This window comes from Natronospirillum operosum, assembly GCF_004768465.1.
In the GTDB taxonomy this organism is placed as follows: Bacteria; Pseudomonadota; Gammaproteobacteria; order Pseudomonadales; family Natronospirillaceae; genus Natronospirillum; species Natronospirillum operosum.
Genome location: NZ_SRMF01000001.1, coordinates 1,019,098 through 1,045,733, shown reverse-complemented (window position 1 = coordinate 1,045,733; position 26,636 = coordinate 1,019,098). Strand labels below are relative to the sequence as shown.

At 61.0% G+C, this 26,636-nt stretch carries 16 protein-coding genes; 10 read left to right on the top strand and 6 right to left on the bottom strand.

Annotation, left to right across the window (positions count from 1 at the left end; genetic code table 11):
- The first annotated feature begins 76 nt into the window (after positions 1-76).
- The 7 genes from E4656_RS04855 to E4656_RS04825 all read left to right on the top strand — a co-directional run bounded on the left by E4656_RS04855 (position 77) and on the right by E4656_RS04825 (position 13,558).
- Positions 77-4,918, top strand: a complete 4,842-nt coding sequence (locus E4656_RS04855; RefSeq protein ID WP_135481662.1) for an NAD-glutamate dehydrogenase — start codon at positions 77-79, stop codon at positions 4,916-4,918.
- A 43-nt stretch (positions 4,919-4,961) separates the two neighbouring features.
- Positions 4,962-5,186 carry a DUF2835 family protein gene (locus E4656_RS04850; RefSeq protein ID WP_135481660.1) on the top strand — a complete coding sequence of 75 codons (225 nt, stop codon included), beginning with the start codon at positions 4,962-4,964 and terminating at the stop codon, positions 5,184-5,186.
- A gap of 331 nt (positions 5,187-5,517) precedes the next feature.
- Positions 5,518-6,759, top strand: a complete 1,242-nt coding sequence (locus E4656_RS04845; protein WP_167855938.1) for an NAD(P)/FAD-dependent oxidoreductase — start codon at positions 5,518-5,520, stop codon at positions 6,757-6,759.
- 31 nt (positions 6,760-6,790) lie between these two features.
- Complete coding sequence (gene nirB / locus E4656_RS04840) at positions 6,791-9,328, top strand: nitrite reductase large subunit NirB (RefSeq protein WP_135481657.1); 2,538 nt, start codon at positions 6,791-6,793, stop codon at positions 9,326-9,328.
- Positions 9,329-9,364: 36 nt separating this feature from the next.
- A complete protein-coding gene (gene nirD, locus E4656_RS04835) occupies positions 9,365-9,778 on the top strand; it encodes a nitrite reductase small subunit NirD (RefSeq protein WP_205849094.1) in 414 nt (137 codons plus the stop codon).
- Positions 9,775-12,444: a nitrate reductase gene (locus E4656_RS04830; RefSeq protein ID WP_135481653.1), complete on the top strand. Its 2,670-nt coding sequence runs from the start codon at positions 9,775-9,777 to the stop codon at positions 12,442-12,444. The genes nirD and E4656_RS04830 overlap by 4 nt, the downstream gene beginning before the upstream one ends.
- Before the next feature lie 94 nt (positions 12,445-12,538).
- Positions 12,539-13,558 (top strand): quinone-dependent dihydroorotate dehydrogenase, encoded by a 1,020-nt coding sequence (locus E4656_RS04825; RefSeq protein ID WP_135481651.1) that lies wholly within the window; start codon positions 12,539-12,541, stop codon positions 13,556-13,558.
- A 53-nt stretch (positions 13,559-13,611) separates the two neighbouring features.
- Here E4656_RS04825 and rmf read toward each other — a convergent pair whose 3' ends face one another.
- Positions 13,612-13,839 (bottom strand): ribosome modulation factor, encoded by a 228-nt coding sequence (gene rmf / locus E4656_RS04820; RefSeq protein ID WP_135481649.1) that lies wholly within the window; start codon positions 13,837-13,839, stop codon positions 13,612-13,614.
- A gap of 416 nt (positions 13,840-14,255) precedes the next feature.
- On the opposite strand from rmf, the gene rlmKL reads away from it, so the two are divergent.
- Entirely contained in the window at positions 14,256-16,466 is a 2,211-nt protein-coding gene (rlmKL, locus tag E4656_RS04815) for a bifunctional 23S rRNA (guanine(2069)-N(7))-methyltransferase RlmK/23S rRNA (guanine(2445)-N(2))-methyltransferase RlmL (RefSeq protein WP_135481647.1), read from the top strand.
- Between the two features lie 148 nt (positions 16,467-16,614).
- A complete protein-coding gene (locus E4656_RS04810; RefSeq protein WP_135481645.1) occupies positions 16,615-19,359 on the top strand; it encodes an EAL domain-containing protein in 2,745 nt (914 codons plus the stop codon).
- Positions 19,360-19,393: 34 nt separating this feature from the next.
- On the opposite strand, the gene E4656_RS04805 is transcribed toward E4656_RS04810, so the two are convergent.
- Genes E4656_RS04805 through ppsR form a run of 4 tightly spaced genes read right to left on the bottom strand, consistent with a single transcriptional unit; the run spans position 19,394 to position 23,431 of the window.
- Positions 19,394-20,302 (bottom strand): YihY/virulence factor BrkB family protein, encoded by a 909-nt coding sequence (locus E4656_RS04805; protein WP_135481637.1) that lies wholly within the window; start codon positions 20,300-20,302, stop codon positions 19,394-19,396.
- Positions 20,299-21,480, bottom strand: coding sequence for a DUF418 domain-containing protein (locus E4656_RS04800; protein ID WP_135481635.1), 1,182 nt, complete (start codon positions 21,478-21,480; stop codon positions 20,299-20,301). Before E4656_RS04800 ends, E4656_RS04805 begins: the two co-directional genes overlap by 4 nt.
- On the bottom strand, positions 21,473-22,570 hold the full coding sequence (gene trmA, locus E4656_RS04795; RefSeq protein ID WP_135481633.1) for a tRNA (uridine(54)-C5)-methyltransferase TrmA: 1,098 nt from the start codon (positions 22,568-22,570) through the stop codon (positions 21,473-21,475). Before trmA ends, E4656_RS04800 begins: the two co-directional genes overlap by 8 nt.
- 42 nt (positions 22,571-22,612) lie before the next feature.
- Positions 22,613-23,431, bottom strand: coding sequence for a posphoenolpyruvate synthetase regulatory kinase/phosphorylase PpsR (gene ppsR, locus E4656_RS04790; RefSeq protein ID WP_135481632.1), 819 nt, complete (start codon positions 23,429-23,431; stop codon positions 22,613-22,615).
- A 265-nt stretch (positions 23,432-23,696) separates the two neighbouring features.
- Between ppsR and ppsA the strand changes: the two genes are divergently transcribed.
- Positions 23,697-26,033 carry a phosphoenolpyruvate synthase gene (gene ppsA / locus E4656_RS04785; protein WP_240753907.1) on the top strand — a complete coding sequence of 779 codons (2,337 nt, stop codon included), beginning with the start codon at positions 23,697-23,699 and terminating at the stop codon, positions 26,031-26,033.
- On the opposite strand, the gene E4656_RS04780 is transcribed toward ppsA, so the two are convergent.
- The gene (locus E4656_RS04780) at positions 26,034-26,612 is read right to left on the bottom strand and encodes a DNA-J related domain-containing protein (RefSeq protein WP_135481630.1); all 579 of its coding nucleotides are present in this window, start codon (positions 26,610-26,612) and stop codon (positions 26,034-26,036) included.
- Positions 26,613-26,636 lie beyond the last annotated feature (24 nt).

Below are 26,636 nucleotides of genomic sequence, written 5' to 3'. Positions count from 1 at the left end.
TCATTACGGAGTTACAGACGCTCCGAGAGAAGGCTGAATCCATCTGAAAATATAAAGTATAAAGGGACTACTGCTCATGCCCGCAAAGAAGCTGCCGCCGCAGTCGGACATCGTAGAAACACTCAAAGAAAGATTGCAGAAACACGTCAGGGAGGGCCAGAAAAAAACGCTGGCCGAGCTGATTCATCGAGTGTTTGACCACGCCGCCTATAATGACCTGGCGGCCTATGACATGGCGGATCTGGCCGGGCTGACGGTGAGTCTCTGGCGGCATGTCGACAAGTGGCCCCAGTCCGATCAGGCAGCCAGAGTGCAGGTCTTCAACCCCAATGTCGAAGAACACGAGTGGAAGAGCGGTCATACCTGCGTGCTGATTTTGGCGCGGGATATTCCGTTTGTCGTCGATTCGGCGCGGCTGGCCCTGAATCGCCTGGGCGCCAATATCCACCGTCTGTTTTATGGCGATTTCCAGACCGAGCGCACGGCCAGTGGTCAGATCCAGTCACTGTCGACGCCGGGGCCGTCTGACAATGAATTGCTGGTGTGCTTCGAGATCGACCATATCTCGCAGGCCAGGGAGCGCCGCCAGACAGAGCGTGAGCTGCTCCGGGTCATCAGCGAGGTCAATCTGGTGGTGGATGACTATCCGGCCATCACCGAGGTTGTCAGCCACGCCCGGGACGGTGTAAAGAAGCTGGCCAAAAGCAGCCTGCCGGCAGAGGAAGTCGAGGAAAGCCGCGTTTTTCTGGATTGGCTGCTGGATGATCACTTTACCTTCCTGGCCTGTGACCGTTACGAGATCAGGGACAACAAGGTCATCACCGTGGCCGATTCCGAGCGCGGTCTGTTTCGCCAGCCGCGACGTTCCGCGGCGGAGCATATTGATCTGTCCGGTGATCAGATGGCCGCCTCGGCTTACGACCCCCGCATCATCACCTTTGCCAAGTCCGGCCGCCGCTCATCGGTGCATCGGCCCGCCTACAGTGACTATGTCATCATCAAGGAATTCAACAGCAAGGGTGAGGTAACCGGCGGCTATCGTATCCTCGGGCTCTATACCTCTGCGGTCTACAATGACTCGCCGCGCAGCATTCCCATCGTGCGGCGCAAGATCGACGAGGTGGTGCGCCGCTCGGGCTTTACCAGAGGCAGCCACAACAGCAAGGAGCTGGCGCAGATACTGCACACCTTCCCGCGTGACGAGCTGATTCTGTCCACCGTGGAGGAGTTGCTCAGTACGACCATGTCGGTGCTGTCCATTCAGGAGCGCAAGCAGATCCGGGTGTTCTCCCGGCGCGATCCCTATGGCAAGTTTGTCACCGCCCTGGTCTACCTGCCGCGGGAAATCTTCAATACCGAAATTCGCACCCAGATCCAGCAACTGATGGCCAGCCGCATGGATGTGGAAGGCTCGGATTTCAGCATCTATCTGAGCGAGTCGGTGCTGGCGCGTATTCGCTTTGTGTTCAAACTGAGTTCGCCGCTCAAGGAAACCCTGGATACGGCCGACCTGGAACGCACGATCGTGCAGATGGCCCGCCGTTGGGAGGATGAACTGGCGGAAGCCCTGACCGAAACCCTGGGTGAGGAAAAGGGTGTGGATTTGCATGCAGCCTACCGCAGAGCCTTCCCGTCCGGCTATCGGGAAAGCTATTCGGCCCGGGTGGCAGTGACCGATATTCAGCGCATGGAGTCGCTGTTCGCCAATCCGGAAGATCAGCTGACTCTGAGCTTCTATCTGAGCCAGGAACCGTCGGAGACCAACCTCAAGCTGAAGATTTTCCATCAGGACTCGGAGCTGATGCTGTCCGACCTGGTGCCGGTGCTGGAGAACTTCGGTCTGCGCGTGGTAGACGAGATCCCCTATCCGGTTGAGCGGGAAGATGGTCAGCGGGTCTACATTTACGATTTCACGCTGCTGTATCAGGCCGATCCGGATCTGGAACCGGCCGAGCTGCGGGAGATCTTCCACGATGCCTTTATCAATATCTGGTATGGCCGGGCGGAAAACGATGCCTACAACCAGCTGATTCTCGGTTCGCGCCTGACCTGGCGTGAGGTCGCCATGCTGCGCGGCTATGCGCATTACATGAAACAGATCCGCTTCGGTATCAGCCAGGAGTACATTGCCACCACCCTGATTCGGCACCCGCAACTGACCGAGATGCTGTCCTACCTGTTCTCGTCCCGCTTCAACCCGGTGCGCAAGAAGCGCACCGAGCTGCAGGCCAAGTACACAGCCAAGCTGGAGGAAGGTCTGGAGCAGGTGGAAAACCTCAATGAAGACCGGATTCTGCGCAAATACATGGAACTGATGCAGGCCACTCTGCGCACCAACTTCTACCAGGCTGAAGAAAAGGGCAGGCGCAAGTCCTATATCAGTTTCAAGCTGGACCCGCATGTGATTGCGGACATGCCGAAACCACGACCACAGTACGAGATTTTCGTCTACTCACCCAGAGTGGAGGGCGTGCATCTGCGTGGCGGCAAGGTAGCGCGGGGTGGTCTGCGCTGGTCGGATCGGCTGGAAGACTTCCGTACCGAGGTGCTGGGGCTGGTGAAGGCACAGCAGGTCAAGAATGCGGTGATTGTGCCGGTGGGCGCCAAGGGCGGATTTGTGGCCAAGCAGTTGCCTGATCCGTCGGATCGGGAGGCCTTCATGGCTGAAGGCATAGCCTGCTACAAGACCTTTATTCAGGGCCTGCTGGATATCAGCGACAACCTGGTTGGCGGCGATGTGGTGCCGCCGACTGATGTTATCCGGCATGACGAGGATGATCCCTATCTGGTAGTGGCTGCCGACAAGGGTACCGCGACTTTCTCCGACATTGCCAACGAAGTGGCCCAGGGCTACAACTTCTGGCTCGGTGATGCCTTTGCCTCCGGTGGTTCCAATGGTTATGACCACAAGAAGATGGGTATCACGGCTCGGGGTGCCTGGGTCAGCGTGCAGCGCCACTTCCGGGAAATGAATATCAATGTGCAGGAATCGCCGATCACGGTGGTGGGCATTGGTGACATGGCCGGTGATGTGTTCGGCAACGGGCTGCTGTCTTCGCGCTGCCTGAAACTGGTTGCGGCCTTCAACCACATGCACATCTTCTTCGACCCGGATCCGGACCCGGAGCAATCGTTCAGGGAGCGAGAGCGGCTGTTCAAACTGCCGCGATCCAGCTGGGACGACTATGATCGCAAGCTGATTTCCAAGGGTGGCGGCATTTTCAGCCGCAATGCCAAGTCCATAGATCTGAGCCCGGAAGTGAAGAAGCTGCTGGGTATCAGGCGGGACAAGATGACGCCGACGGAGCTGATCAGTCAGATTCTGAAAGCGGAAGTGGACCTGATCTGGAACGGCGGCATCGGCACCTATGTCAAGGCCTCGACCGAGACCCATGCCGAGGTCGGTGACAAGGCCAATGACAACCTGCGGGTCGATGCCCGTGATCTGCGGGCCCGGGTGCTGGGTGAGGGCGGCAACCTCGGCTTTACTCAGCTGGCGCGGGTGGAGTTCGCCTTGCAGGGCGGACGCTGTTACACCGACTTCATCGACAACGCCGGTGGCGTGGACTGCTCGGACCACGAGGTCAACATCAAGATTCTGCTGGACGAACTGGTGAAGAGCGGCGATCTGACCGTCAAGCACCGCAACCAGTGGCTGGTCAAGATGACCGAGGAGGTCTCCAGTCTGGTGCTGTCGAACAACTACAGGCAGACGCAGGCCATCAGCATAGCGGCGCGGGAGGCGGCGCAGCGACTGGAAGAGTATCGGCGCCATATCAGCACTTTCGAGGCAGACGGCAAGCTGGATCGGGCGCTGGAGTTCCTGCCCGATGACGAGCAGATCTCCGAGCGCAAGGCCATGGGGCAGGGGCTGGTTCGGCCCGAGCTCAGTGTGCTGATTTCCTACAGCAAGGGCGACCTGAAAGAAGCGCTGATTCACCAGAATGCGGGCGACGATGACTATCTGGCACAGGAGGTGTTTACCGCCTTTCCCGGGACCCTGGTCAAGCAGTTCGGCGAGCAGATACAGCATCACCGCCTGAAGCGCGAAATTGTGGCCACGCAGTTGGCCAACGACCTGTTCAACCACATGGGCATCGTGTTCATGCACCGCCTGCGTGAGAGCACCGGGGCCTCGGAACTGGAGGTGGTCAAGGCCTACGTGGCAGCGCGTGATATCTTTGGCATGTCGGAGCTGTGGGCTGCCGTGGAGTCGATGGATTACCGGGTGGACAGCGCCTTGCAGATGGACATGATGGCCCGGCTGTCGCGCATGGTGCGCCGCGCCAGCCGTACGCTGATCAAGAACAATCGGCTCAATCTGGAAGTGGCCACCCTGGTCAAGCGCTATCAGGGTTCCATCAACGAGCTGGCAGTGGCCATTCCGCAGTTCCTGCAGGGGGACATGGCCAGCCGTCACAATGAGGCGGTGGACAGCTTCATGCAGGCCGGCATCAGTCAGGCGGTGGCCCCCCGGCTGGCCACCTGTGATCATCTCTACCACGGCATCGCCATCATCGGAGTGGCCAGTCAGTTGAAGGTGTCACTGGAGCGCGCCGCGCAGACCTTCTTCCTGCTGGGTGACAAGCTGGCGCTGAACCAGTTCGGCGGTGCCCTCAGTGCCATGCCGGTGGGCACGCACTGGCAGGCCATGGCACGTGAGGCCCTGCGCGATGATCTCGAGCAACAGCAACAGCGGCTGACCTGGGGCGTGTTGAACGAGGATGACGGCGGTGATCTGGAGGCCACGCTGGAACGCTGGACCCAGCTGCATCAGCCGCTGGTGGATCGCTGGCTGCGTATTGTGCGCGAGATACTGGCCACCAGTGAACCGGAGTTCAGCATGTACAGCGTCGCCACACGGGAACTGCTGGATCTGTCGCAGTCCACCAGTGGCGGCGCCATGCTGGAAAACTGAGCTCGCCTGGCGCATCATGGGCACTGATCACGGATCAGTGCCCATGAAAGAATCCATCATTGTCAGTTTCGCCATCACCCCCGAGGAGCTGCAGCGCCTGTATGACGGCTCTGCACGCAGTGTCTACACTGTGGCCGCTGACGGTCGCAGTGTGTCCTTCCCGTTACGCATTCTGCAGCCGTTCATTACCCGTGACGGTATCAGGGGCGCCTTTCGCATCTGGTATCAGGATGGCCGCTTCGAGCAGATAGAACGCCTCTCGGCCTGACTTGTTCTGGTGCATCTTGCACGCTGTTGGTGCGTCGGCCTGGTCGGCGGCTGACCGGATGGGTCTCCAATGCCCTGTTCTGAGCCGCAGCTCCCGCCTCATGACCCGTCACCCACCCTTGGCACAGCTTGTGCAAAGGTCTTGTACAGTAAATCTTGTGCAATAGCACTGCACAGCGGGCTGCGGCCGGCTGACGACATTTCAAAGGTGCCATGTACAGCCTTATGGGTGCATGGCAACTGACGAGCAAAGGCGCTCGACACATCGGTTTCAGTAATGGAACCCATGGGTCGGGCGCTTTTTTTTGGTCTTGCAATTGATGGGAGCGGATATGCGGCAACGATGGATCATAGTCGGTCATGGCATGGTAGCGATGCGCCTGTTGCGTGAGATCGTGGCGCTGCGGCCGGAACAGGTTCAACTGGTCTGCATCGGCGAGGAAGCCTTGCCCGGCTACAGCCGCATCGGTCTGTCCGATGTACTGGCCGGAAAGCGTGACATCGACAGTCTGCAGGATGTGGCAACGGACTGGTATGAGCGCCATGACATCCAGAGTCTGCACGGTCGGGTGGTCACCATTGATCGCCCCCGCAAGCGAGTGACGCTGGCGGATGGCAACATTCTGCATTACGACCGTCTGCTTCTGGCTACCGGCTCGGCACCGCGCCTGCCGGACGTGCCGGGCATTGATCTGCCCCAGGTACGCCCCTTCCGTACGGTCGAAGATGTGTGCAGCCTGCTGGCGGTGGCGCCGGGGTCGCGCGCGGTGGTACTGGGTGGTGGCTTGCTGGGTCTGGAGGCCGCGGTTGGTCTGGCCGGACGCGGTGTCGAGGTGACTCTGGTCCACCGCGAAGGCTGGCTGATGAACCGACAGCTGGACCGGCAGGCCGGGGACTGGCTGGAAGAGGCGCTGGCGCAACGGGGCGTGCGTTTCCTGAAGAACACCGAGGCCGCTGCTATCGAGCCGGAGGGCGCCGCCTGCCGCGTTGATCTGGTCAGCGGTGAGCGTCTGCCCGCCGATGTGGTGGTGCCTGCCATCGGCATAGTGCCGCGTGTCGATCTGGCCCGGGATGCCGGCCTTGAGGTTGGCCGCGGTGTGGTGGTGAATGACTGGCTGCAGACCAGTGATGCGGCCATCTGCGCGCTGGGCGAGTGCGCCGAACACAGAGGCACCGGCTATGGCCTGGTGGCCCCGCTGTACGAGCAGGCCAGGGTGCTGGCGCGCCAGTTGGTGACCGGTCAGGGCAGCTATACCGGCTCGGCGGTGTCAACCCAGTTGAAAGTCAGTGGCGTGCCGGTGTTTTCCGCTGGCGCGGTGGAGGCCGAAGACCCCAACGATCTGATTGTCTGGCGTGACGAGGCCCACCGCGAATACCGCAAGCTGATCCTGCGTAACAACCGCCTGGTCGGCGCCGTGCTGTTCGGCGATGTGCGCGATGGGCAGTTCTATCAGGACTTGATCGAGCGCCAGGTGGATGTCAGCACTGTTCGCCAGACACTGGTGTTCGGGGCCGCCTTCTGCACCGAGCTGCCGGCACAGAAAATTGAGATTCCAGAGCAGGTAGCGGCCTGAGGCCGGCCTGCCAAGACAGAGGACTATTGGCATGCAAAAGCTTGAACTCATCGTCATCGGCAATGGAATGGTGGGCCACCACTTTCTTGAACAGCTGGCGGCGTCACCTGCCTGTGAGCGCTTTGCGGTCACGGTGCTGGGTGAAGAACAGCATCTGGCCTATGACCGGGTGCATCTGTCCGACTACTTCAGCGGCCAGTCGGCTGCGGATCTGGCTTTGGGCACGGCTGTACAGTATCAGGAGTGGGGCTTTGAACTGCGCCTCGGCACCCGGGCCGCAGCCATTGATCGGGCACAAAAAACAGTCAGCCTGGATAACGGCGAAGTGCTGAATTGGGACCATCTGGTGCTGGCCACCGGGTCTTATCCGTTTGTGCCGCCCATTCCCGGCAATGATCGGGCCGGCTGCCTGGTCTATCGCACCCTGGATGACCTGGATCAGATTCGTGCCGAAGCCGAACAGGCCACCACCGGCGTGGTGGTTGGCGGCGGTCTGCTGGGCCTGGAAGCGGCCAATGCCCTGAAGGGGCTGAATCTGGATACGGCTGTGGTCGAATTCGCTCCGCGCCTGATGCCCATGCAGGTTGATGCCGAGGGAGGAGCCCTGCTGCAGGACAAGATAGAGTCGCTGGGCGTGCAGGTGCTGACCGGTCGTGCCACCCAGCGCATCGAAGATGGTGAAGCCAGCCGTCATCGCATGGTCTTTCAGGACGACAAGGTGCTGGAAACCGACCTCATTGTATTTTCGGCCGGTATTCGGCCGCGTGATGAACTGGCGCGCGAAGCCGGGCTGGACATGGGTGAGCGGGGCGGAGTGGTCATCGACGACCAGTGCCGCACCAGTGACCCGTCCATCCTCGCCATTGGCGAGGTGGCCCTGTGGAACAACAGCATCTTCGGCCTGGTTGGTCCCGGCTATCAGATGGCCAAGGCGGCGCTGGACACCCTGACCGAAGGCGAACGGACCTTTGCCGGTGCCGACATGAGCACCAAACTGAAATTGCTGGGTGTGGACGTGGGCAGCATTGGCGACGCCCATGGCGATCAATCCAGCGGAACAAAGTTATACCGTTATCTTGATGGAGTTAAACAGCATTACCGCAAGCTTGTAGTCTCTGCCGATGGCAGGCGTCTGCTGGGTGCGATGCTGGTCGGGGACAACAGCTACTACGACACCCTGATGCAGTATTACAGCAATGGTCTGGACCTGCCGGCCGACCCGGAAAGCCTGATTCTGCCAGTCAGCGAGGGCGGGGCGCCGGCCCTGGGCATTGATGCACTGCCGGATACGGCCAGCATCTGCTCCTGCCACAACGTCACCAAGGGCGACATCACCCAGTGCATTCATGATGGCAAGGCCTCGCTGGGCGAAGTGAAAGAGGCTACGCGGGCGGCCACGGGCTGCGGCGGCTGTGCTGCCCAGCTCAAGGATGTGGTTGACCATGAAATGGCGGCGCTGGGCATGGAGGTCAGCACGGATATCTGCGAGCACTTTGCCTACTCGCGGCAGGAGCTGGAGCATCTGATCCGGGTGGAGGAAATCCGCGATTTTCAGACCCTGCGGGAACGCTATGGCCAGGGTCTGGGCTGCGATATCTGCAAGCCGACTGTGGCCTCCATTCTGGCTTCGGTATGGAACGACTATGTGCTGGAAGATCAGCATGTGGGCCTGCAGGACACCAATGACACCTTCCTGGCCAACATGCAGAAGGACGGCACCTTCTCCGTGGTGCCGCGCGTGGCCGGTGGCGAGATCACGCCTGAGCGGCTGATCGTGCTGGGTGAGGTGGCGCGCGACTTCAACCTGTATACCAAGATCACCGGTGGCCAGCGCATCGATCTGTTCGGAGCCAAACTGAATCAGCTGCCGGCCATCTGGCAGCGTCTGGTGGATGCCGGTTTCGAGACCGGCCATGCCTACGGCAAGTCGGTACGCACGGTCAAAAGCTGTGTCGGCAGCACCTGGTGTCGCTACGGTGTGCAGGACAGCGTGCGTCTCGCTATCGATCTGGAGAACCGCTACAAGGGTGTGCGGGCACCGCACAAGCTCAAGTTTGCCGTCAGCGGCTGCACGCGCGAGTGCGCCGAGGCCCAGAGCAAGGATGTTGGCGTGATCGCCACCGAAAGGGGCTGGAACCTCTATGTGGCCGGCAATGGCGGCATGCGCCCGCGTCATGCCGACCTGTTCGCCACCGATCTCGATACCGAGACGCTGATTCGCACCATAGATCGCTTCCTGATGTTCTATATCCGCACCGCCGATCGCCTGCAGCGCACTGCGCGCTGGCTGGAGAATCTGGAGGGTGGTCTGGATTACGTCAAGGACGTCATCCTGCATGACTCCCTGGGTATCAATGCCGATCTGGATGCCCAGATGGCACGCCTGATCGAACACTACCAGTGCGAGTGGAAAACAACACTGGAGAGCCCGGAGCGGCTCAAGCGCTTCCGTCAGTTGATCAACAATGATCAGGACGATCCCAATGTGGTGTTTGTGGAAGAACGCGGGCAGATCCGGCCCGCCAATGACACCGAACGCGCCCGACTGATTCCGTCGGTCGATATCTGAATACGCATGCCCAGCGCACAGAGAGGAGAACATATCATGGCAGAAGCTCTGCAAGTTGAAGCACACCAGGCGGGCAAGGCCCAGGCCCGGGAATGGGTGACCGTGGGCAAACGCAGTGACCTGATACCGGGCAGCGGTGTCGGTGCTCTGGTCGGAGACCAGCAGGTCGCCGTGTTCTGGCTGCCGGAGCTGTACGATACCCTGTATGCGGTCAGCAACTATTGCCCCATCTCCGGCGTGCACCTGATTGCGCGCGGCATAGTGGGTGATGTCGGTGGCGAGCCGGTCGTGGCCACGCCGCTGTACAAGCAACATTTCTCGTTGCTGGACGGACGCTGTCTCGAGGAATCCGAACATCGGCTGCAGATCTACCCGGCCCGGTTTCTCGGCTCTGCGGTACAGATTGAAGTTCCGGTGACAGGTCGGAGTCACCGTCGGCAGGCCGCATGAAGAGACAGCAGGAAACCACCTGTGCCTATTGCGGTGTCGGCTGTGGCGTACAGGCGACGGTGCAGGACGATGCCGTTATCGCCGTGGCCGGCAGCCCCGGTCACCCGGCCAATCGGGGGCGCTTGTGCGTGAAGGGTTCGGCCCTGCACGAGACGCTGGATCACTCCGCGCGCCTGCTACACCCCGAAGTGGGGGGGCAGCGGGTCGACTGGCCACAGGCCATTCAGGCGGTTGCCGAGGGCCTGCAGGACACCATTCGGCGGCACGGGCCGGACAGCGTGGCCTTCTATGTATCGGGCCAGTTGCTGACCGAAGACTACTATGTGGCCAACAAGCTGATGAAGGGGTTTATCGGCAGCGGCAATATCGATACCAATTCGCGCCTCTGCATGTCCTCTGCGGTGTCGGCCTACAAGCGTGCCTTTGGCACCGATACGGTGCCCGGCAACTATGAGGACCTCGAACAGGCGGATCTGCTGATTCTGGTCGGCTCCAATGCCGCCTGGACGCATCCGGTACTGTTCCAGCGCATGCAGGCGGCACGGCAGAAACATCCCGACAAGCGCATGGTGGTCATTGATCCCAGACGCACCGCCACCGCCGGCAGTGCCGATCTGCACCTGCCCCTGCGACCGGGCACCGATGCAGTACTGTTCAACGGTCTGCTGGCCTGGTTGGCCGAGCACGGGCATCTGGACGAGGATTTCCTGACCCGGCATACCGAGGGGCTCACCGCCACGCTCTCGATGGCTCGCCGCACCGCAGCGTCGGTGGCGTCGGTAGCCGAACAGTGCGGCCTGACGCTGGAGCAGGTGGAGACCTTCTTCCGCTGGGTGGCGGCAACGCCGCGCACCGTGACCTTCTATTCGATGGGCATCAACCAGTCCACCAGTGGGGTCGACAAGGCCAATGCCATCATCAACCTGCATCTGGCCACCGGTCGTATCGGCAAGCCGGGTGCAGCACCGTTTTCCATTACCGGTCAGCCCAATGCCATGGGTGGCCGTGAAGTGGGCGGGCTGGCCAATCAGCTGGCGGCGCATATGGAGTGGGATGACCCGGCGGCGGTCGAGCGCGTGGCGCGTTTCTGGGGGGCATCCAGTATGGCCAGCGGCCCCGGGGCGACTGCCACCGAACTGTTCGAGCACATCGAGCAGGGGCAGATTCGCGCGGTCTGGATAATGGCCACCAATCCGGTGGTCAGCATGCCTGAGGCCGACCGGGTGCGGCGGGCGCTGCAGCAGTGTGATCTGGTCATTGTCTCGGACTGCATGGCCCATACGGACACGCTGGATCTGGCTCATATTCGGCTGCCCGCCACCGGCTGGAGCGAAAAGGACGGCACGGTGACCAACAGCGAACGCCGTATTTCGCGCCAGCGGGCACTGGTGCCGGCCGCCGGCGAGGCCCGCCACGACTGGTGGATCATGTCGCAGGTGGCCGCGGCCATGGGCTGGGGCGATCGCTTTCAGTACCGGCAGCCGGTGGATGTGTTCCGCGAGCATGCCCAACTGACGGCCTACGAGAATGAAGGCCAGCGCGACCTGGATCTGGGTGCCTGGGCCGATATCACCGCAGCCGAATACGATGCACTGACGCCTTTGCAGTGGCCGGTCAATGCGCAGTGGCCCATGGGGCGGCCCCGGTTCTTTGCCGACGGCCAGTTCCATACTCCCAATGGCCGGGCCAGGCTGATACCCATTCATCCGCGGACACCGCAGTCGAGCCAGGACGCGCAGCAACCCTATCGACTCAATACCGGCCGCCTGCGCGACCAATGGCACACCATGACCCGTACCGGTATCGCGGCCCGCCTGACCAGCCACATCAGTGAGCCCAGGGTCAGCATGCACCCGGATGATGCGGCGCGTGAGCAATTGCAGGATGGCGACTGGGTCAGTATTCGCGGGAGTGGCACTTCGGGCGCTGACGGGAAGACTGCGAGTGAATTCTGTGCCCGCATTGACTGTACCCGCGACCAGCGCCCCGGCGAGCTTTTCGTGCCCATCCACTGGACGCGTCAATATGCCAGTCAGGCCGTAGCCAGCAGCCTGGTGCCAGGCCATGTGGACCCAATATCCGGTCAGCCGGAGCTCAAGCATGCGGTGGTCAGTGTGAGCCCCTGGACACCGAGCCGTCAGGGTTTCTGCTGGTTGCCGCAAGCTCTGGCTGACCCGCCCTGGCCTGCCTGGATTCGCCGTGACCTGAGTGGCGGCACCCTCTATCAGATAGCGGTGGAGGCGTTCTCCGGCCGGGAGTGGCTGCAGCAGCGCTGGCCGGCGGCCCAGTTCCAGAGCTTTGTGGATGCCTATGCCGAGACGGAACGGGTTGCGGCATTTCTGGACGGTCGCCTGAGCGCGGTCATCTGGCTGCAGCCCCGGCTGCCGGAAGTCAATCCGGAGTGGGTGGACCAGTTGCTGGCTGCGGAGCTGGAAACGGCCGATCGACGGGATCTGCTGGCCGGGCGCAGTGGCGGCGTAGCGGATCCCGGGCCCATCGTCTGCAGTTGTTATCAGGTGGGGCGCAACGAGATTCAGAGTGCAATCGGCGAGCAGGGTTGCCGGTCGGTGCAGGCGCTGGGTCAGTCCCTGCGCTGTGGCACCAACTGCGGCAGCTGCATCCCGGAACTGAAGACGTTGCTGGAGCGGCAGCAGCAGCCTGTTTGACCGCCTCGGGTGACGGGCTTCACTGTAGCCACTATAATGCGCTCCACGGCGGTGCATCCCGCATCGCCGGTGGAAAGTGAAGGATCGGTCGCCCATGTATTCACTGCTGCGCCCCGTGCTGTTTCGTCTGGATGCGGAACTGGCTCATGAACAGACCCTGGACTGGCTGGGCGCTCTGCATCGACTGCGCCTGACCGGCCTGGTCACGGATCGCGTGCCGGCAGACCCGGTCAACCTGTGGGGCCTGTCCTTTCCCAATCGAGTCGGTCTGGCGGCGGGTCTGGATAAGAACGGTGACTATATTGACGCCTTGGGGGCGCTGGGCTTCGGCCATGTCGAAGTGGGTACCGTGACGCCACGACCGCAGCCCGGTAATCCGGCGCCCCGCCTGTTTCGTCTGCCCGCCGCCGAGGCGCTGATCAACCGCATGGGGTTCAACAACAGGGGTGTCGACCATCTGGTCAAGAATCTGCAGCGCCGCACTTTCGAGGGCATTGTGGGGGTCAATATCGGCAAGAACATCGACACTCCGGTGGAGCAGGCGGCTGACGACTATCTGGCCTGTCTGCAGGCGGTGCATCCGTATGCCGATTACATCACCGTCAATCTGTCTTCTCCGAACACGCCGGGCCTGCGCTCGTTGCAGTTTGGCGAGGTCATGGCCCGCTTGCTGGGGCGGTTGGTTGAACGGCGCGATCAACTTGACGGTCGCCACCAGCGCCGGGTGCCACTGCTGGTCAAGATTGCCCCGGACATGACCGCCGGTGAGCTGGAACTGGTCGCACAGACACTGCTGGACAGTGGTGTTGATGGTGCTATTGCCACTAACACCACGGTGGAACGCAGCCTGGTGGCCGGTCAGCCCCATGCCGATGAAGCCGGCGGCCTCAGCGGTGCACCTCTGCTGGACCTGAGCACCCGGGCCCTGGCCGATCTGGTCGGTCATCTGCAGGGCCGCATGCCGGTGATCGGTGTGGGTGGTGTGGTCCAGGGCGAAGGTGCCGCACGCAAGGTCCAGGCCGGCGCTCAGCTGGTGCAGCTCTATTCGGGTTTGATCTATCAGGGGCCGGCGCTGATCCGGGAGGCTCAGGTGGCCATTCTGGGGGCTCGCTAGGGGTACTGCGGCAGGCCGCGCAGCGGCCTGCTTGGGTTCAAGGGTCTGAACAATCAGCCATCATGGATCTGATGGTACACGACTCGGTTCACCTTATGGATTGCGCTGGCTCCCTGATAACCACTCCACATATCTTCTCTGCCTTCGCGCCAGCCATTCATCCATTCCTGATGTTCAGCGCCATCGGGCTTGGGACATCGGGACTTCGAGCGCCCCTCCAGTCCAGCCAGGTATCCGCGCTGATAGGCTCTTTCCATTGGGTTCCGTTTCTGTCGCTTCATAAGGTCGACCTCATTGGCTTGTAGGACGAATCATGGGTCACAGCAGCGTCAGCAAAACAAGGCTGTACGTGCCGTATCTGAAGTGCTTCCTGTATACTCCTCCTGATCCCTGCTGTGATGAACTGTGTACGGACACAGTGTTGGGACAGCCAGAACAACGGCTGCCGGAGACAGTCAGGCAAGGGTACCGGGTCGGTACTGCATGCGTCTGTCCTGAGTTTTTTGTACCCCGGCACTGCAGTGCTGTCGAGAATCAAATTGTTATAAGACAATCACTGTTTATTTTGAGTTTTTATCAGGGTGCTTTCATATTGGACCCGCAGGGGCCTGTGCCGGGGCTCCGGGCAGGTACGGCGGAAATGCCGATGTGAGCTTTTTATGCCGTTGAACTATTTATAAGGTTTTTTTGATTCCCAATGCATCTAATAACTGACGATTCCACCTGGTTTGTGGCCTGTGCCCGCAATCTGGAGCCGCTGCTGGCCGACGAACTGCTCGGTCTGGGCGCCGAGGCGGTCCGTCCGGGCCGCGCCGGCGCGCATTTCAAGGGCGACCTGGCAGTTGCCTATCGAGTGGTTCTCTGGAGTCGCCTGGCCAGCCGCATCACCCTGCAACTGGGGCAGGCCCGACTGGGCCGTGGCAAGGCGCTCTCGTCGTCGGCAGCCGATGTCAGTGAGAGTCCGGAAACCGCTGTCCTGACAGAACTGCTCCGGGTGCAGGACTGGGCACAGCACATGCGACCGGAGGGCACCCTGAAGGTACGTTTCAACGGGCGCTCCGATACGTTCCGCAACAGTCATTTCGGTGCCCAGTGGGTCAAGGATCAGATCGTGGACGTGTTCCGCGAGCGCACCGGCGTGCGCCCCTCGGTCAGTGATGATCCGGACCTGACGGTGGTGGTGACTCTGCACCGGAACCAGGTGCAGTTGGGGGTGGAACTGACCGGGCGCAGTCTGCATGCGCGGGAGTATCGGCCGCAGTCGGCCGCAGCCCCCTTGCGTGAATCGCTGGCCGCAGCCCTGCTGCAGCGTGCCGGCTGGCACGACTGGTGCGCCCGCGCCGGCGACCAGGAAATACCGGAAGAGGGGGTGCAGAAGGTCACCCTGATTGATCCGATGTGCGGTTCCGGCACCTTGCTGCTGGAAGCCGCCCTGATTGCCTTTGACTGGGCACCCGGTTTGCTGCGCACTGACAGCCTGAATGCGCGCTGGCCGGGTCATGACGAGGCACTGTGGCAAAGTCTGGTCGAAGAAGCCCGCACGCGCCGCGATCTGGCCCTCCAGCAACGGGCGGAGGCCTTCGAGTTCTGGGGCAACGACCGTGCAGACGTGGTGTTCGCGCAGGCGCGTCAGAGCTGGCGTGAACTGGGGCTGCCGGAGGCACGCTGGACCCAGGCCGATATCCGTCAGATGCCGGCGCATCCGGAGACAGGGCAGGGGCTGGTCATCGTCAACCCGCCTTACGGCGAGCGCCTGGGTGCCGATTCTGACCTGGCGACGCTGTACCGGGCACTGGGCGACTGGATGCAGCAATTGCCGGCCCGGTTCAGTGGCGCCGTATTGCTGCCGGAAACCGCCGATGCACGCGCCACCGGGCTGTTCTACAACCACCGCCATGCGTTCATGAATGGTCAGTTGGCCTGTGCCCTGTATCGTTTCGACACCCTGCAACCGCGGGAAACCCGTGAACCTCAGGTGATACCGGACCTGGCCAATCGACTGCGCAAGAATCAGCGTCGACTCAAGGCGTTTGTGCGCAGTGATGTGACCGATGCCTATCGGCTCTATGACGCCGACCTGCCCGAGTATGCCATTGCTGTGGATCGCTATGGGGATTGGCTGCACGTACAGGAATACGCGCCACCGGCAACCATCGAACCCGCACTGGCGCGCCGCCGGCTGGAAGATGCCGTGGCCACGCTGAGCGCCACCCTTGAGGTGCCGGCGGCAAGAATATCGCTCAAGCAGCGGCGACCACAAAAGGGCAGTGCTCAGTATCAGCGTCAGGATCAGACCGGTCAGACGGTACTGGTGCGTGAACATGGTGTGCGGGCTGAGGTCAACCTGTTCGACTACCTGGATACCGGTCTGTTTCTGGATCATCGCCCGGCCCGCTTCTGGATTCAGCAGCACAGCCGCAACCTGCGGGTGCTCAATCTTTTCTGCTATACCGGTATGGCCAGTGTGCATGCGGCAGTGGGCGGGGCCCGGCGCGTGGACAGTGTCGACCTTTCGGCCACCTATCTGGACTGGGCCAGGCGCAACTTTGCGCACAATGGTCTGGCGGCTGACCGACACGGCTTCCACCGGGCGGATGTCCTGGTCTGGCTGGCCGAGCAGAACGCACAGTGGGATCTGATCTTTCTGGACCCGCCCACCTTCAGCAACTCTGCCCGCATGAACCATGACTTTGATGTGCAGCGCGATCAGGCGCATCTGCTGCAACTGACCATGGCGCGCCTGGCACCGGATGGTGTGCTGCTGTTTTCCAACAACTTCCGGCGCTTCCGGCTGGCAGAAGAGGTCAGGACTGCGTATGCAGTGGAAGACTGGCATCAGGCCTCCATCCCGCCTGATTTTCAGCGCCGCAGCCGTATTCACCAGTGTTGGCAGATTCGTCACCCATGACAGACAGCAGACAAACGCTGTGTCTTTGCATGATCTGGACAGTTCGGGAGGCGCTATCTACACTCAAGGCAGTAGCCGGGTCGCTCACAGGGTCGATTCTTCATCGGGAAGTGGCATTGTCAGGCTGTAGCAGAGGCTGATTCTTCGTATGATGACCAGTAATTCACCCGTCCCGGCACGACCACGCAGACCGCGTTGGGAATTGCGCTTTACCACGCGCATCGGCCTGCTGTTTGGTGCGCTCAGCCTGCTGGCGGTGGCGGTCACCATGGCCTGGTCGCTGCAGACTGCACAGAAGGGTCTGGAAGCGGAAATCGAGAACAGTCTGCAACAACAGCACCGGACTCTGGAAAGCCTGCTGGAAACCCGGTTGAACCTGCTGGATGTCTACCTGCAGGGGGCTTCGGCCAACCGCGTTTTTGCCGATGTGGTCTCGGCCGAGCCGATGGAATTTGATGATTTTGCCTCCGAACTGGCCTTCCTGTTTCAGGATTCTGCCATGGGGGCGCATCTTGACATCATGTTTCTGCTGGATCATGAGAGCCAGTTGCTCATCGATGCCGGCCTGCCGCTCTATGATATCGGCCCGCTGCTGGAACATTTGCGGTCACCGATTCTCTACACCAACCACTGGCGCCTGATCGAAGCTTCGCAGCAGTCTGTGCTGTTGCGCGCCACACCCATTTTCGACCCGGCCACTATCCGCCTGCGCGGCTATCTTTTTGTTGGGCTGGCCATCGGCGACAACCAGTCCTTTATCAACTTTCTGGCCGACCGTGCCGACCTGGATCGGCTGATTATCGACAATGGCCAGCGGCCGCTGATTGCCCAGATGGATGATTACAGTCAATTCGATCTGTTGCGCAGCAGCGAGGTTGTGCATGACGGAGACTACTATTTCCTGCGTCAGCCCATATCCATCGAAGGCGTCAATGCTCCACTCTGGCTTACAGTGGGGCTCTCGGACAATCGGTTTACGGCGGTGTTTGACAGCTACTGGCGTATTTTCCTGCTGTTGTCTGGTGGTTTTCTGCTGCTTCTGCTATTGGCGGCCATGCTGCTCAATCTCAATCATTCGCGCGCCATAGGCAACCTGACCCGATTCATTCAATTGATCCAGTCAGGTCGACGGGACGCCCAGTACGAGCCTGGCGGCGTCTACGAATACAACACAGTCGGCTTTGCCATGCAGAATATGGTGGAAGACCTGAACATAGCGGCCACGGTGTTTGAATCGGCTGATGGCATGGTCGTGACCGATGCCGAACAGAACATACTGCGGGTTAACCGGGCCTTTGTTGAAATCACCGGGCATCGGCCCGAGTCCGTGATCGGTCATCCCCTGACGGTGATAGAGCTGTTCGATCAGGATATCAGTGTCCATGGCGAGATTGCCGTTGGTTTGCAAGCAGAACAGTCCTGGCAGGGAGAGGTCTGGAGTCGCCGTGCCAGCGGCGAGTCATTCCCGTTGTGGTTTTCCGTGACGGCGGTACTGGGCCGTGACGGGCAAACCATTACCAACCATGTGGCCACGCTGATCGATACCTCCGAAACCCGTGAAGCCGAGCGGCGTATTGAACAGCTCGCCTTTTATGATCAACTGACAGGCCTGCCCAATCGTCAGTTGCTGCGTGAGCGCCTTGATCAGGCCATGCTCAAGTCGGCAGACAGCACTCAGTACGGGGCCCTGGTTCATATTGATCTGGACGACTTCAAGACCATCAACGACACCCGCGGGCACGAACTGGGTGACCGGGTGCTGAAGGCAATGGCGGAGCGGCTTGCTCACTGCATCAAGCGCAATGACACCGTTGCCCGGATAGGCGGCGACGAGTTCTGTCTGATTCTGGAAGATCTGGGCAGCTCCGATACTGTGGCCCTGCAGCAGGCAGAGTGGGTGGTGAACCTGTTGCAGAAGGCCATCAATCGGGCTCTGGATGTCGATGGCATGCAGCATTTTGTACATGCCAGCATGGGCATCACGCTGTTTCAGGGTGAGGTGGAACAGGTTGATGACCTGCTCAAACAGGCTGAACTGGCGATGTATCAGGCCAAGCAGGAGGCGCGCAACGGCCGCCGTTTCTTCAATCCGCGCATGCAGGCCAGGGTGCTGGAGTATGTGGCGCTGGCCAGTGACATGAGGAAAGGCCTGGAGGACGGCGAGTTCATACCCTACTACCAGCCGCAGGTGGATGCAGCAGGAAAGCTGGTCGGGTTCGAACTGTTGATTCGATGGCACCACGGACGACGCGGTATCATTGCACCCGCCGATTTCATTCCGGTGGCCGAGGACAATGGACAGATCATCGAACTGGGGCGCCAGGTCCTGGATGCTGCCGGCGCTCAGCTCGCGCGCTGGCGTCATCAGCCGGGTCTGAAGGACCTGACACTGGCGGTCAATATCAGTGCCCGGCAATTGCATCAGGCCGATTTTGTCGATCAGGTAGGGCAGGTGATTCAGCGCCATCGCATTGATGCCAGCCTGCTGAAGCTGGAGTTGACAGAGAGCATGCTGCTGGAAGATGTCGACGACAGTATCGACAAGATGATGCGTCTGCGGGTGTTGGGCGTGCGCTTTGCGCTGGATGACTTTGGCACCGGCTACTCTTCACTGAGCTATCTGAAACGCTTGCCGTTGGATCAGCTCAAGATCGACAAATCCTTCGTGCGTGACCTGCTGACCGACCCTTATGACGCCGATATCGCCCGTACCATAGTGTCTCTGGCCCGCGGCCTGGGCCTGGAGGTGATAGCGGAAGGTGTCGAAACGAGGGAGCAGCGAGACTGTCTGGCTTCCTACGGCTGTGGGGCCTATCAGGGTTATTTCTATGGTCGGCCTGTGCCCATCGAGCAACTGGACCCGGTGGCGCTGCTGAACAGAGGCGCGCTCTGACCGCGTTCCTGCACCGGTGCTGCTGCTGCCGGCGCTACTTCTGCTCTGGCTCCTGATGCCAGGGCAGGCCTGCATCTTCACTGCGCTCCAGCTCTGCAATGACCTGAGCCCCCAGCAGCAGAATGACAGCTGCAATTTCGAGGCTGAGCAGGATGATGATCAGCGCGGTGACAGAGCCATAGATCACACTGACGAAAGAAATCTGCGTAAAGTAGAACACCAGCAGGGCCCGCACGCCTTCCCACAGCAGGGCCGCCACCAGGCCGCCGATCACGGCCCGGCGCCAGGCTACCTGTATTTCCGGCAGTACCTTGTAGATGGCACTGAACAGTACCACCATGCCGAGAAAACTGAACAGGTTGACCATGCCTTCCATGGCCCAGGTCAGGGGCAGTTCGACCTCAAGCCACTCATTGATCTGGTCGGTCAGGGTATTGAGCAGCGTAAACAGCAGGGTCAGCGCCAGCAGTGCTGCTCCGGCTACCAGAATGAAGGCGTAAGGCAGCACCACGGAGACCCAGAAACGCCGCCGCTGACGCGGCTCCTGCGGGCGATGAAAGATGACAGCTATGGCGCTTTCGAGCATGCGGAAGGCGAAACTGCTGAAAAACACCAGCAGCAGGAAACCGGCGATGCTGATCAGCTCGCGGGCATCGAGAAAAGCCTGTACGGCATCAAGAATCAGTCCGGAGTGTGCCGGCGCAATGTGACGGGCCTGAGTGGACAGCACTGCGAACAGCTGCTTTTCCGGTACCAGTTGGGTGATCAGTACCGCCAGCAGGCCCAGCATCGGGATGATGGACAGCAGCACGTTGTAACCCACGCCGCCGGCCAGCAGCAGGCCGTGGTTGCGAATGAAGTTGCGGCTGACGCGCCAACTGAAACGGCTCAGTCTCAGTACCAGTGCTGTTTTGGGAATGGAGAGCAGCGGGGGCAGTTTCATTCTTTCATCCGATAGTGGGCCAGATAACGCCAGAGTCGTTCCGCCGGGCCAGTACCCAGGTGCCGCCGCCACAGCGGACACAGCCACAGCCATAGCCACGTCATGCCCAAAGCGACCAGCAACAGTTCGATGGCCTGCAGTTGTCCAAACAGACCCAGGCCATGCCCGTAGAATAGCAGGGTAGCCAGTACAGACTGCAGCAGATAAACCGAGAGCGCCAGTTGCCCCACCGTGCTCAGGCGGTCCTGCAGGTTGTGGGCGGACCCGCTGAGGGACCAGCGGTACAGCAGCCAAGCATAGCCGGCCGTCATCAGAGGGCTGCCCCAGTACTGAGCCTGAAAAGCCAGCAGCAGCGGCCGCCACTGCAGGTCATCGCTCTGCCGGAGCCAGTAGGCGGAGGCTGTCATCAACAGTGCCCCCGCAACCACCAGTGACCAGGGCCAGTGACGTGCTGCCGGCAATTGCGCCCACAGGCGCAGCCGGACCAGGGCCAGCCCGATCAGCATCAGGCCCAGCGCATGCCACAGGCTAGCGGTAATCAGCCCGGTGGTCTGCCAGAGCAGGGCAGTGGGCGCCCGGTGTGCCATCTGGGCCCACCAGCTGCTCTGGTAGAGCGCAATTTCGGCGGCCCAGTCTGCCGGGTCCGGGGCCGGCAGGGTATCTGCGTGCCAGAAGCCGGCAAGGTCCAGCACCAGCATCATCAGCGCCGGCACGGCATACAACAGTACCCCCAGGGTCAGCAACTGGTGGGCAGGTCGGTGACGCAGCCACCAGGCCAGCATGCCGGCACAGGCATAGGTAAACAGGATGTCACCCCACCAGAGCAGCCAGGCATGCAGCAGCCCGAGGATTGCCAGTATCGTCATGCGGCGGCGCTGCCGGGCATCTGCCTCGGCTGTGCCATGGCGCTGATCAGACAGCGCCAGTGACATGCCGAATACCAGCGCCAGCAGATTGATGAACTTCTGTTCGGCCAGTACATGCATGGCAGCCCAGCTCCACCAGCCGACAGTGTCATCAGCCAGCCAAAGCCGGGGGCGATCCAGCGCTGTTTCGGGCCAGGCAAACAGAAACACATTGACCCAGAATATGCCCAGTACGGCGCTGCCACGCAGCAGGTCCAGCCAGTGCAGGCGGGAGGCGTCGAACCTTCTGCTTGCGGTCGCGAGATCAGCCACGGCGCTGCAGTACCGCCCCGGCTTCACGATGATGGGTGTAGGGGAACTGGTCGAACAGGGCCAGATGGGTCAGTTCATGAGTGTCCTGCAGGGCTTCGACATTGGCGCGCAGAGTTTCCGGGTTGCAGGAAATGTAGAGAATCCGCTCGAACTGCCGGACCAGTTCTACAGTATCCGCATCCAGTCCGGCCCGGGGCGGGTCCACAAAGACGGTGGAGAACCGGTAGCCAGGGAGATCATAGTCGAGAATGCGCCGACCTTCGCCGGTGCGCCAGCCCTGGCTGAAATCCTCGGCGGACATGCGGCCAATGACCACATTGTCGATGCCGTTGACCTCGATATTGTGCTGCGCGGCCCGTACCGACACCTTGGAGATCTCGGTGGCCAGCACACGGTTGAAATGCCGCGACAGCGGCAGCGTAAAGGTGCCCAGGCCGCAATACAGTTCCAGCAGGTCTCCCCGGGGAAATTCGGCGGCACGGGCGCAGGCCCAGGTCACCATGTGCTCGCAGACGCGGGCGTTGGGCTGGGTGAAACTGTTTTCGATCTGGCGGAAGGTCCACTGGCGACCGTCGATGGTCAGTGCTTCGTCCACATGATCCCGCGTCAGCACACGGCGCTGTTTGCGGCTGCGCCCGATCAGCCCAATATGCAGCCGAGCAGCCAGCGGTCGCGCGACGGCATCCCACTGCTCATCCAGCTTGCGATGGTAGATCAGCGTCACCAGGGCATCACCGGACAGCGTGGTCAGAAACTCGGCCTGAAACAGTCGATAGCGCAATTCAGGCTCGGCATGAATGGCCTCCAGCAACTTCTCCATCAGCTCGTTGATGCGTTCCGAACCGACCGGAAAATCGGGCATCTCGATGGGTTCGCGCGGGTTGGCCGGATCGAACATGGCAAAGAAGGTACGTTCGCCCTGATGCCAGACACGAAACTCGGCACGCATGCGAAAATGCGCCGTGGGCGAGGCATGGACTTCGGGTTCGCCGGTCCAGAACGGGGCAAATTCATCCCGCAACTGAGCGCTTTTGGCGGTCAGTTGTGCCTGGTACTGATCGGGGTACACCTGGCCGGGACGATCGGACATTGCAAGGGCTCCTGACTATGGAATCGGCGCGCGATTCTACTCTCAGGCTACGCCCCGTACCAGCCCCACGTCATCCATGATGCGCGTGGCGATCTCCTCGATCGAGAAATGGGTGGTGTTGATGCTGGTGATGCCGAACTCGCGAAAGCGGCGCTCCACCTCGTCGACTTCCCATTCACACTGATCCAGCGAGGCATAACGACTGTTGTTGCGGCGCTCATGGCGGATAGAGGCCAGTTGGAAAGGGTCGATGGTCAGGCCGTAGAGCTTGTGCCGGTGCCGCAGCAGGATATCCGGCAGGCCGGGGCGGTCCAGATCTTCCTGCGTCAGCGGATAATTGGCGGCGCGAATCCCGAACTGCAGGGCCATGTAGAGGCAGGTCGGAGTCTTGCCGCAGCGCGACACGCCGATCAGGATGATGTCGGCCTTGCCGTAGTCCTGCTGGCGACCACCGTCGTCGTTGTCCAGAGCAAAATTGACCGACTCTATGCGCCGATGATAGGTGCTGAATTCATTGATGGAATGGCATTTGCCGGAAGTATAGGAAGAGCTGATGCCGAGTTGCTGCTCCAGGGGTTTCAGAAAGGTATCGAACACGTCAAAGAAGACGGCCCGGGAGGCCATGATCTTGTTGCGGATATCCTGCTTGACGATGGTGTCGAAAACCAGGGGTGGCGCCCCATCCCGTTCTGCTGCCGTATTGATTCGAGCCACGGCCAGCTCTGCCTTGTCCGGGTTGTCGACATAGGGGATGGTAACCCGTTCGATCTGGACGCCCTCGAACTGGGTCAGCAGGCTGTTGCCCAGGGTTTCGGCGGTGATACCGGTACCATCGGAAAGGAAAAAAGCGGTTCTGCGCATAAATCCGGAACAAGACAGAAAATTCGCTTCCAGTTTTTCATATAAACGGCCGGAGTCAATGTATTTTTACGCCAGCGTCCTTTATCATCGGGCTTCGGGAGGCTAATGAAAGTGGGGGTTACAAGCGGGAGCATGGTAATCCGCCCGGTTTCCCCAAAAACGAGACATGCGCCCACGCATGCGGCAAATCAGGCTACTCAATCGACCTCACTACGGAGACACTACCTTGCAACAGAATTACATCATCCCCCTCGAACAGGCCCGCATGACGGATGTCGACAAGGTGGGTGGCAAGAACGCCTCGCTGGGCGAGATGATTCATCAGCTCAGTGATGCCGGTGTGCGTGTGCCGGGCGGCTTCGCCACCACCGCCGAGGCGTACCGTGACTTCCTGCGCCATGACGGCCTGGCCGATCGCATCAACGAGCGTCTGGATGCGCTGGATGTGGATGATACCCGGGCCCTGCTGGAGACCGGCAAGACCATCCGCAGCTGGATCATGGAGGCTGACTTCAACCCGGCCCTGAATGCGGCCATTGATGAGGCCTTTGCCCACATGGCCGGCGCTGATGCCGACATGCCGGTAGCGGTGCGTTCCTCGGCTACGGCCGAAGATCTGCCCGACGCCTCCTTTGCCGGTCAGCAGGAAACCTTTCTGAATATTCAGGGCCTGGCCAATATCAAGCATGCCATCAAGGAGGTGTTTGCCTCCCTGTACAACGACCGGGCCATCTCCTACCGGGTACACAAGGGCTTTGCCCACAGCCAGGTTGCGCTGTCGGCCGGCATCCAGCGCATGGTCCGCAGCGAGACCGGTGCTTCCGGGGTCATGTTCACACTGGATACCGAATCCGGCTTCAATCAGGCCGTGTTCATCACGGCTGCCTATGGGCTGGGTGAAACCGTGGTACAGGGTGCGGTCAACCCGGACGAGTTCTATGTCTACAAGCCGACGGTACGTCAGGGCGTGCCGGCGATTCTGCGCCGCAACCTGGGTTCCAAGGCCATCAAGATGATCTGCACCGGAGAGGGCAGTGCCGGCAATGCCGTGGAAACCGTCGAGGTGGATGAGGCCGATCGCAATCGTTTCTGTATCACGGATGCGGAAGCCGAGGAACTGGCCCGTATCGCCATTACCATTGAAAAGCACTACGGCCGTCCGATGGATATCGAGTGGGCAAAGGACGGTGATGACAAACAGCTGTATATCGTGCAGGCGCGCCCGGAAACAGTGAAAAGTCAGGTCGAGGCGGGCGCCGCCGTCGAGAGTTACCGGCTGGAAGAGAAAAGCCGGGTGCTGGCCGAGGGCCGCGCCATCGGTCACCGCATCGGTGCCGGTACCGTGCGTGTCGTGGCCAGCCTGGATGACATGCATGAAGTACAGGCCGGAGACGTGCTGGTTACCGACATGACCGACCCGGACTGGGAACCGGTGATGAAGCGGGCCGCCGCCATCGTGACCAATCGGGGTGGGCGTACCTGCCATGCTGCCATCATTGCCCGTGAGCTGGGCATTCCGGCCATTGTCGGTTGTGGTGACGTGACGGCGAAACTGCAGAGTGGTCAGGATGTAACGGTCTGCTGTGCCGAAGGGGATACCGGTTTTATCTATGACGGTCTGCTGAAGTTCGAGCACAAGAGCGACAATCTCGACAGCCTGCCGTCGCTGCCATTCGACATCATGATGAATGTCGGCAACCCGGACCGGGCTTTCGACTTTCAGTTTCTGCCCAATGCCGGGGTCGGCCTGGCGCGCCTGGAGTTCATCATCAACCGCATGATCGGTGTGCACCCCAAGGCGCTGCTCGAGTTTGATCAGCAGCCCGAGGCGCTGCAGGCGAAAATCCGTGAACGCACTGCCGGCTACGCGTCGCCGGTGGATTTCTTTGTCGACAAGCTGACTGAAGGCGTGGCCACGCTGGCGGCGGCTTTCTTCCCCAAGAAGGTGATTGTGCGCATGTCCGACTTCAAGTCGAACGAATACGCACACCTGCTGGGCGGCAGCGAGTATGAGCCGCATGAAGAAAACCCGATGCTCGGTTTCCGCGGCGCGTCGCGCTATATCGCCGACAGCTTCAGAAGCTGCTTCGAGCTGGAGTGCCGGGCGCTGAAGCGTGTGCGCGATGAGATGAAGCTGACCAATGTCGAGATCATGGTGCCCTTTGTGCGCACTGTGGACGAGGCACGTCAGGTCAACGAGCTGCTGGCGGAAAATGGTCTGCGCCGGGGCGACAACGGGCTGCGCATCATCATGATGTGCGAGCTGCCGTCCAATGCCCTGCTGGCCGACGAGTTTCTGCAGCACTTCGATGGCTTCTCCATCGGCTCCAATGATCTGACTCAGTTGACACTGGGCCTGGACCGGGACTCTGGCCTGATTGCCCACCTGTTCGACGAGCGCAACCCGGCGGTGAAGAAGCTGTTGTCCATGGCCATTACGGCCTGTAAGGATGCCGGCAAGTATGTCGGCATCTGTGGTCAGGGGCCGTCCGATCATCCGGATCTGGCGCGCTGGCTGATGGAGCAGGGCATCGACAGTGTTTCGCTGAACCCGGACTCGGTGCTCGACACCTGGCTGTTCCTGGCCAAGAATCAGGACTGATCAGGTTGCCAGTGGCTTGAGGCGGGCATAGGCCGCCTGTACCTGCTGAAACTGCACGGCGTCACCGCCCCGATCGGGGTGGTGGCGCTGACACAGGGCGCGGTAGCGTTGCCGCAGCGCTGGTGCACTGACGGGCGGTTTCAGGTCGAACAGGGCCCAGTCGGCATGCACCTTGTCGGGCGCCTGCAGACCGCGCCAGAAGGCATCCAGTTTGGCCTGCAGACTGTCCGGCGTTTCCCGCACCAGGTTGTCCAGATCCAGATAGTATTCCTGCATGGGGTCCGCCGGGGCCACCTCGGTCTGCGTGCTGGCCGTATCCTGGGTGTGAAAACGGCAGATTCGCGTTGCCACAATGTCCAGAGTTTCGCCCACGCTGCCCAGTTGCAGCTTCAGCAGGTACAGATGATGGAACAGCCAGAAGTGGCTGCGAAACAGCACCCAGCTGTCCAGCATGTCGGGTCGGGTGAAGGGTGCTTGCGGTTCTGCATCCAGACGCTGCATCAGCTCATACTCGCTGATCCCGGTGCGGTGCTCGCGCAGGATGATGTCCAAGTGGGCGAGCAGTCTGTCGTCAGCCATCTGCAGGCTCCTGCGGTGGGGTGA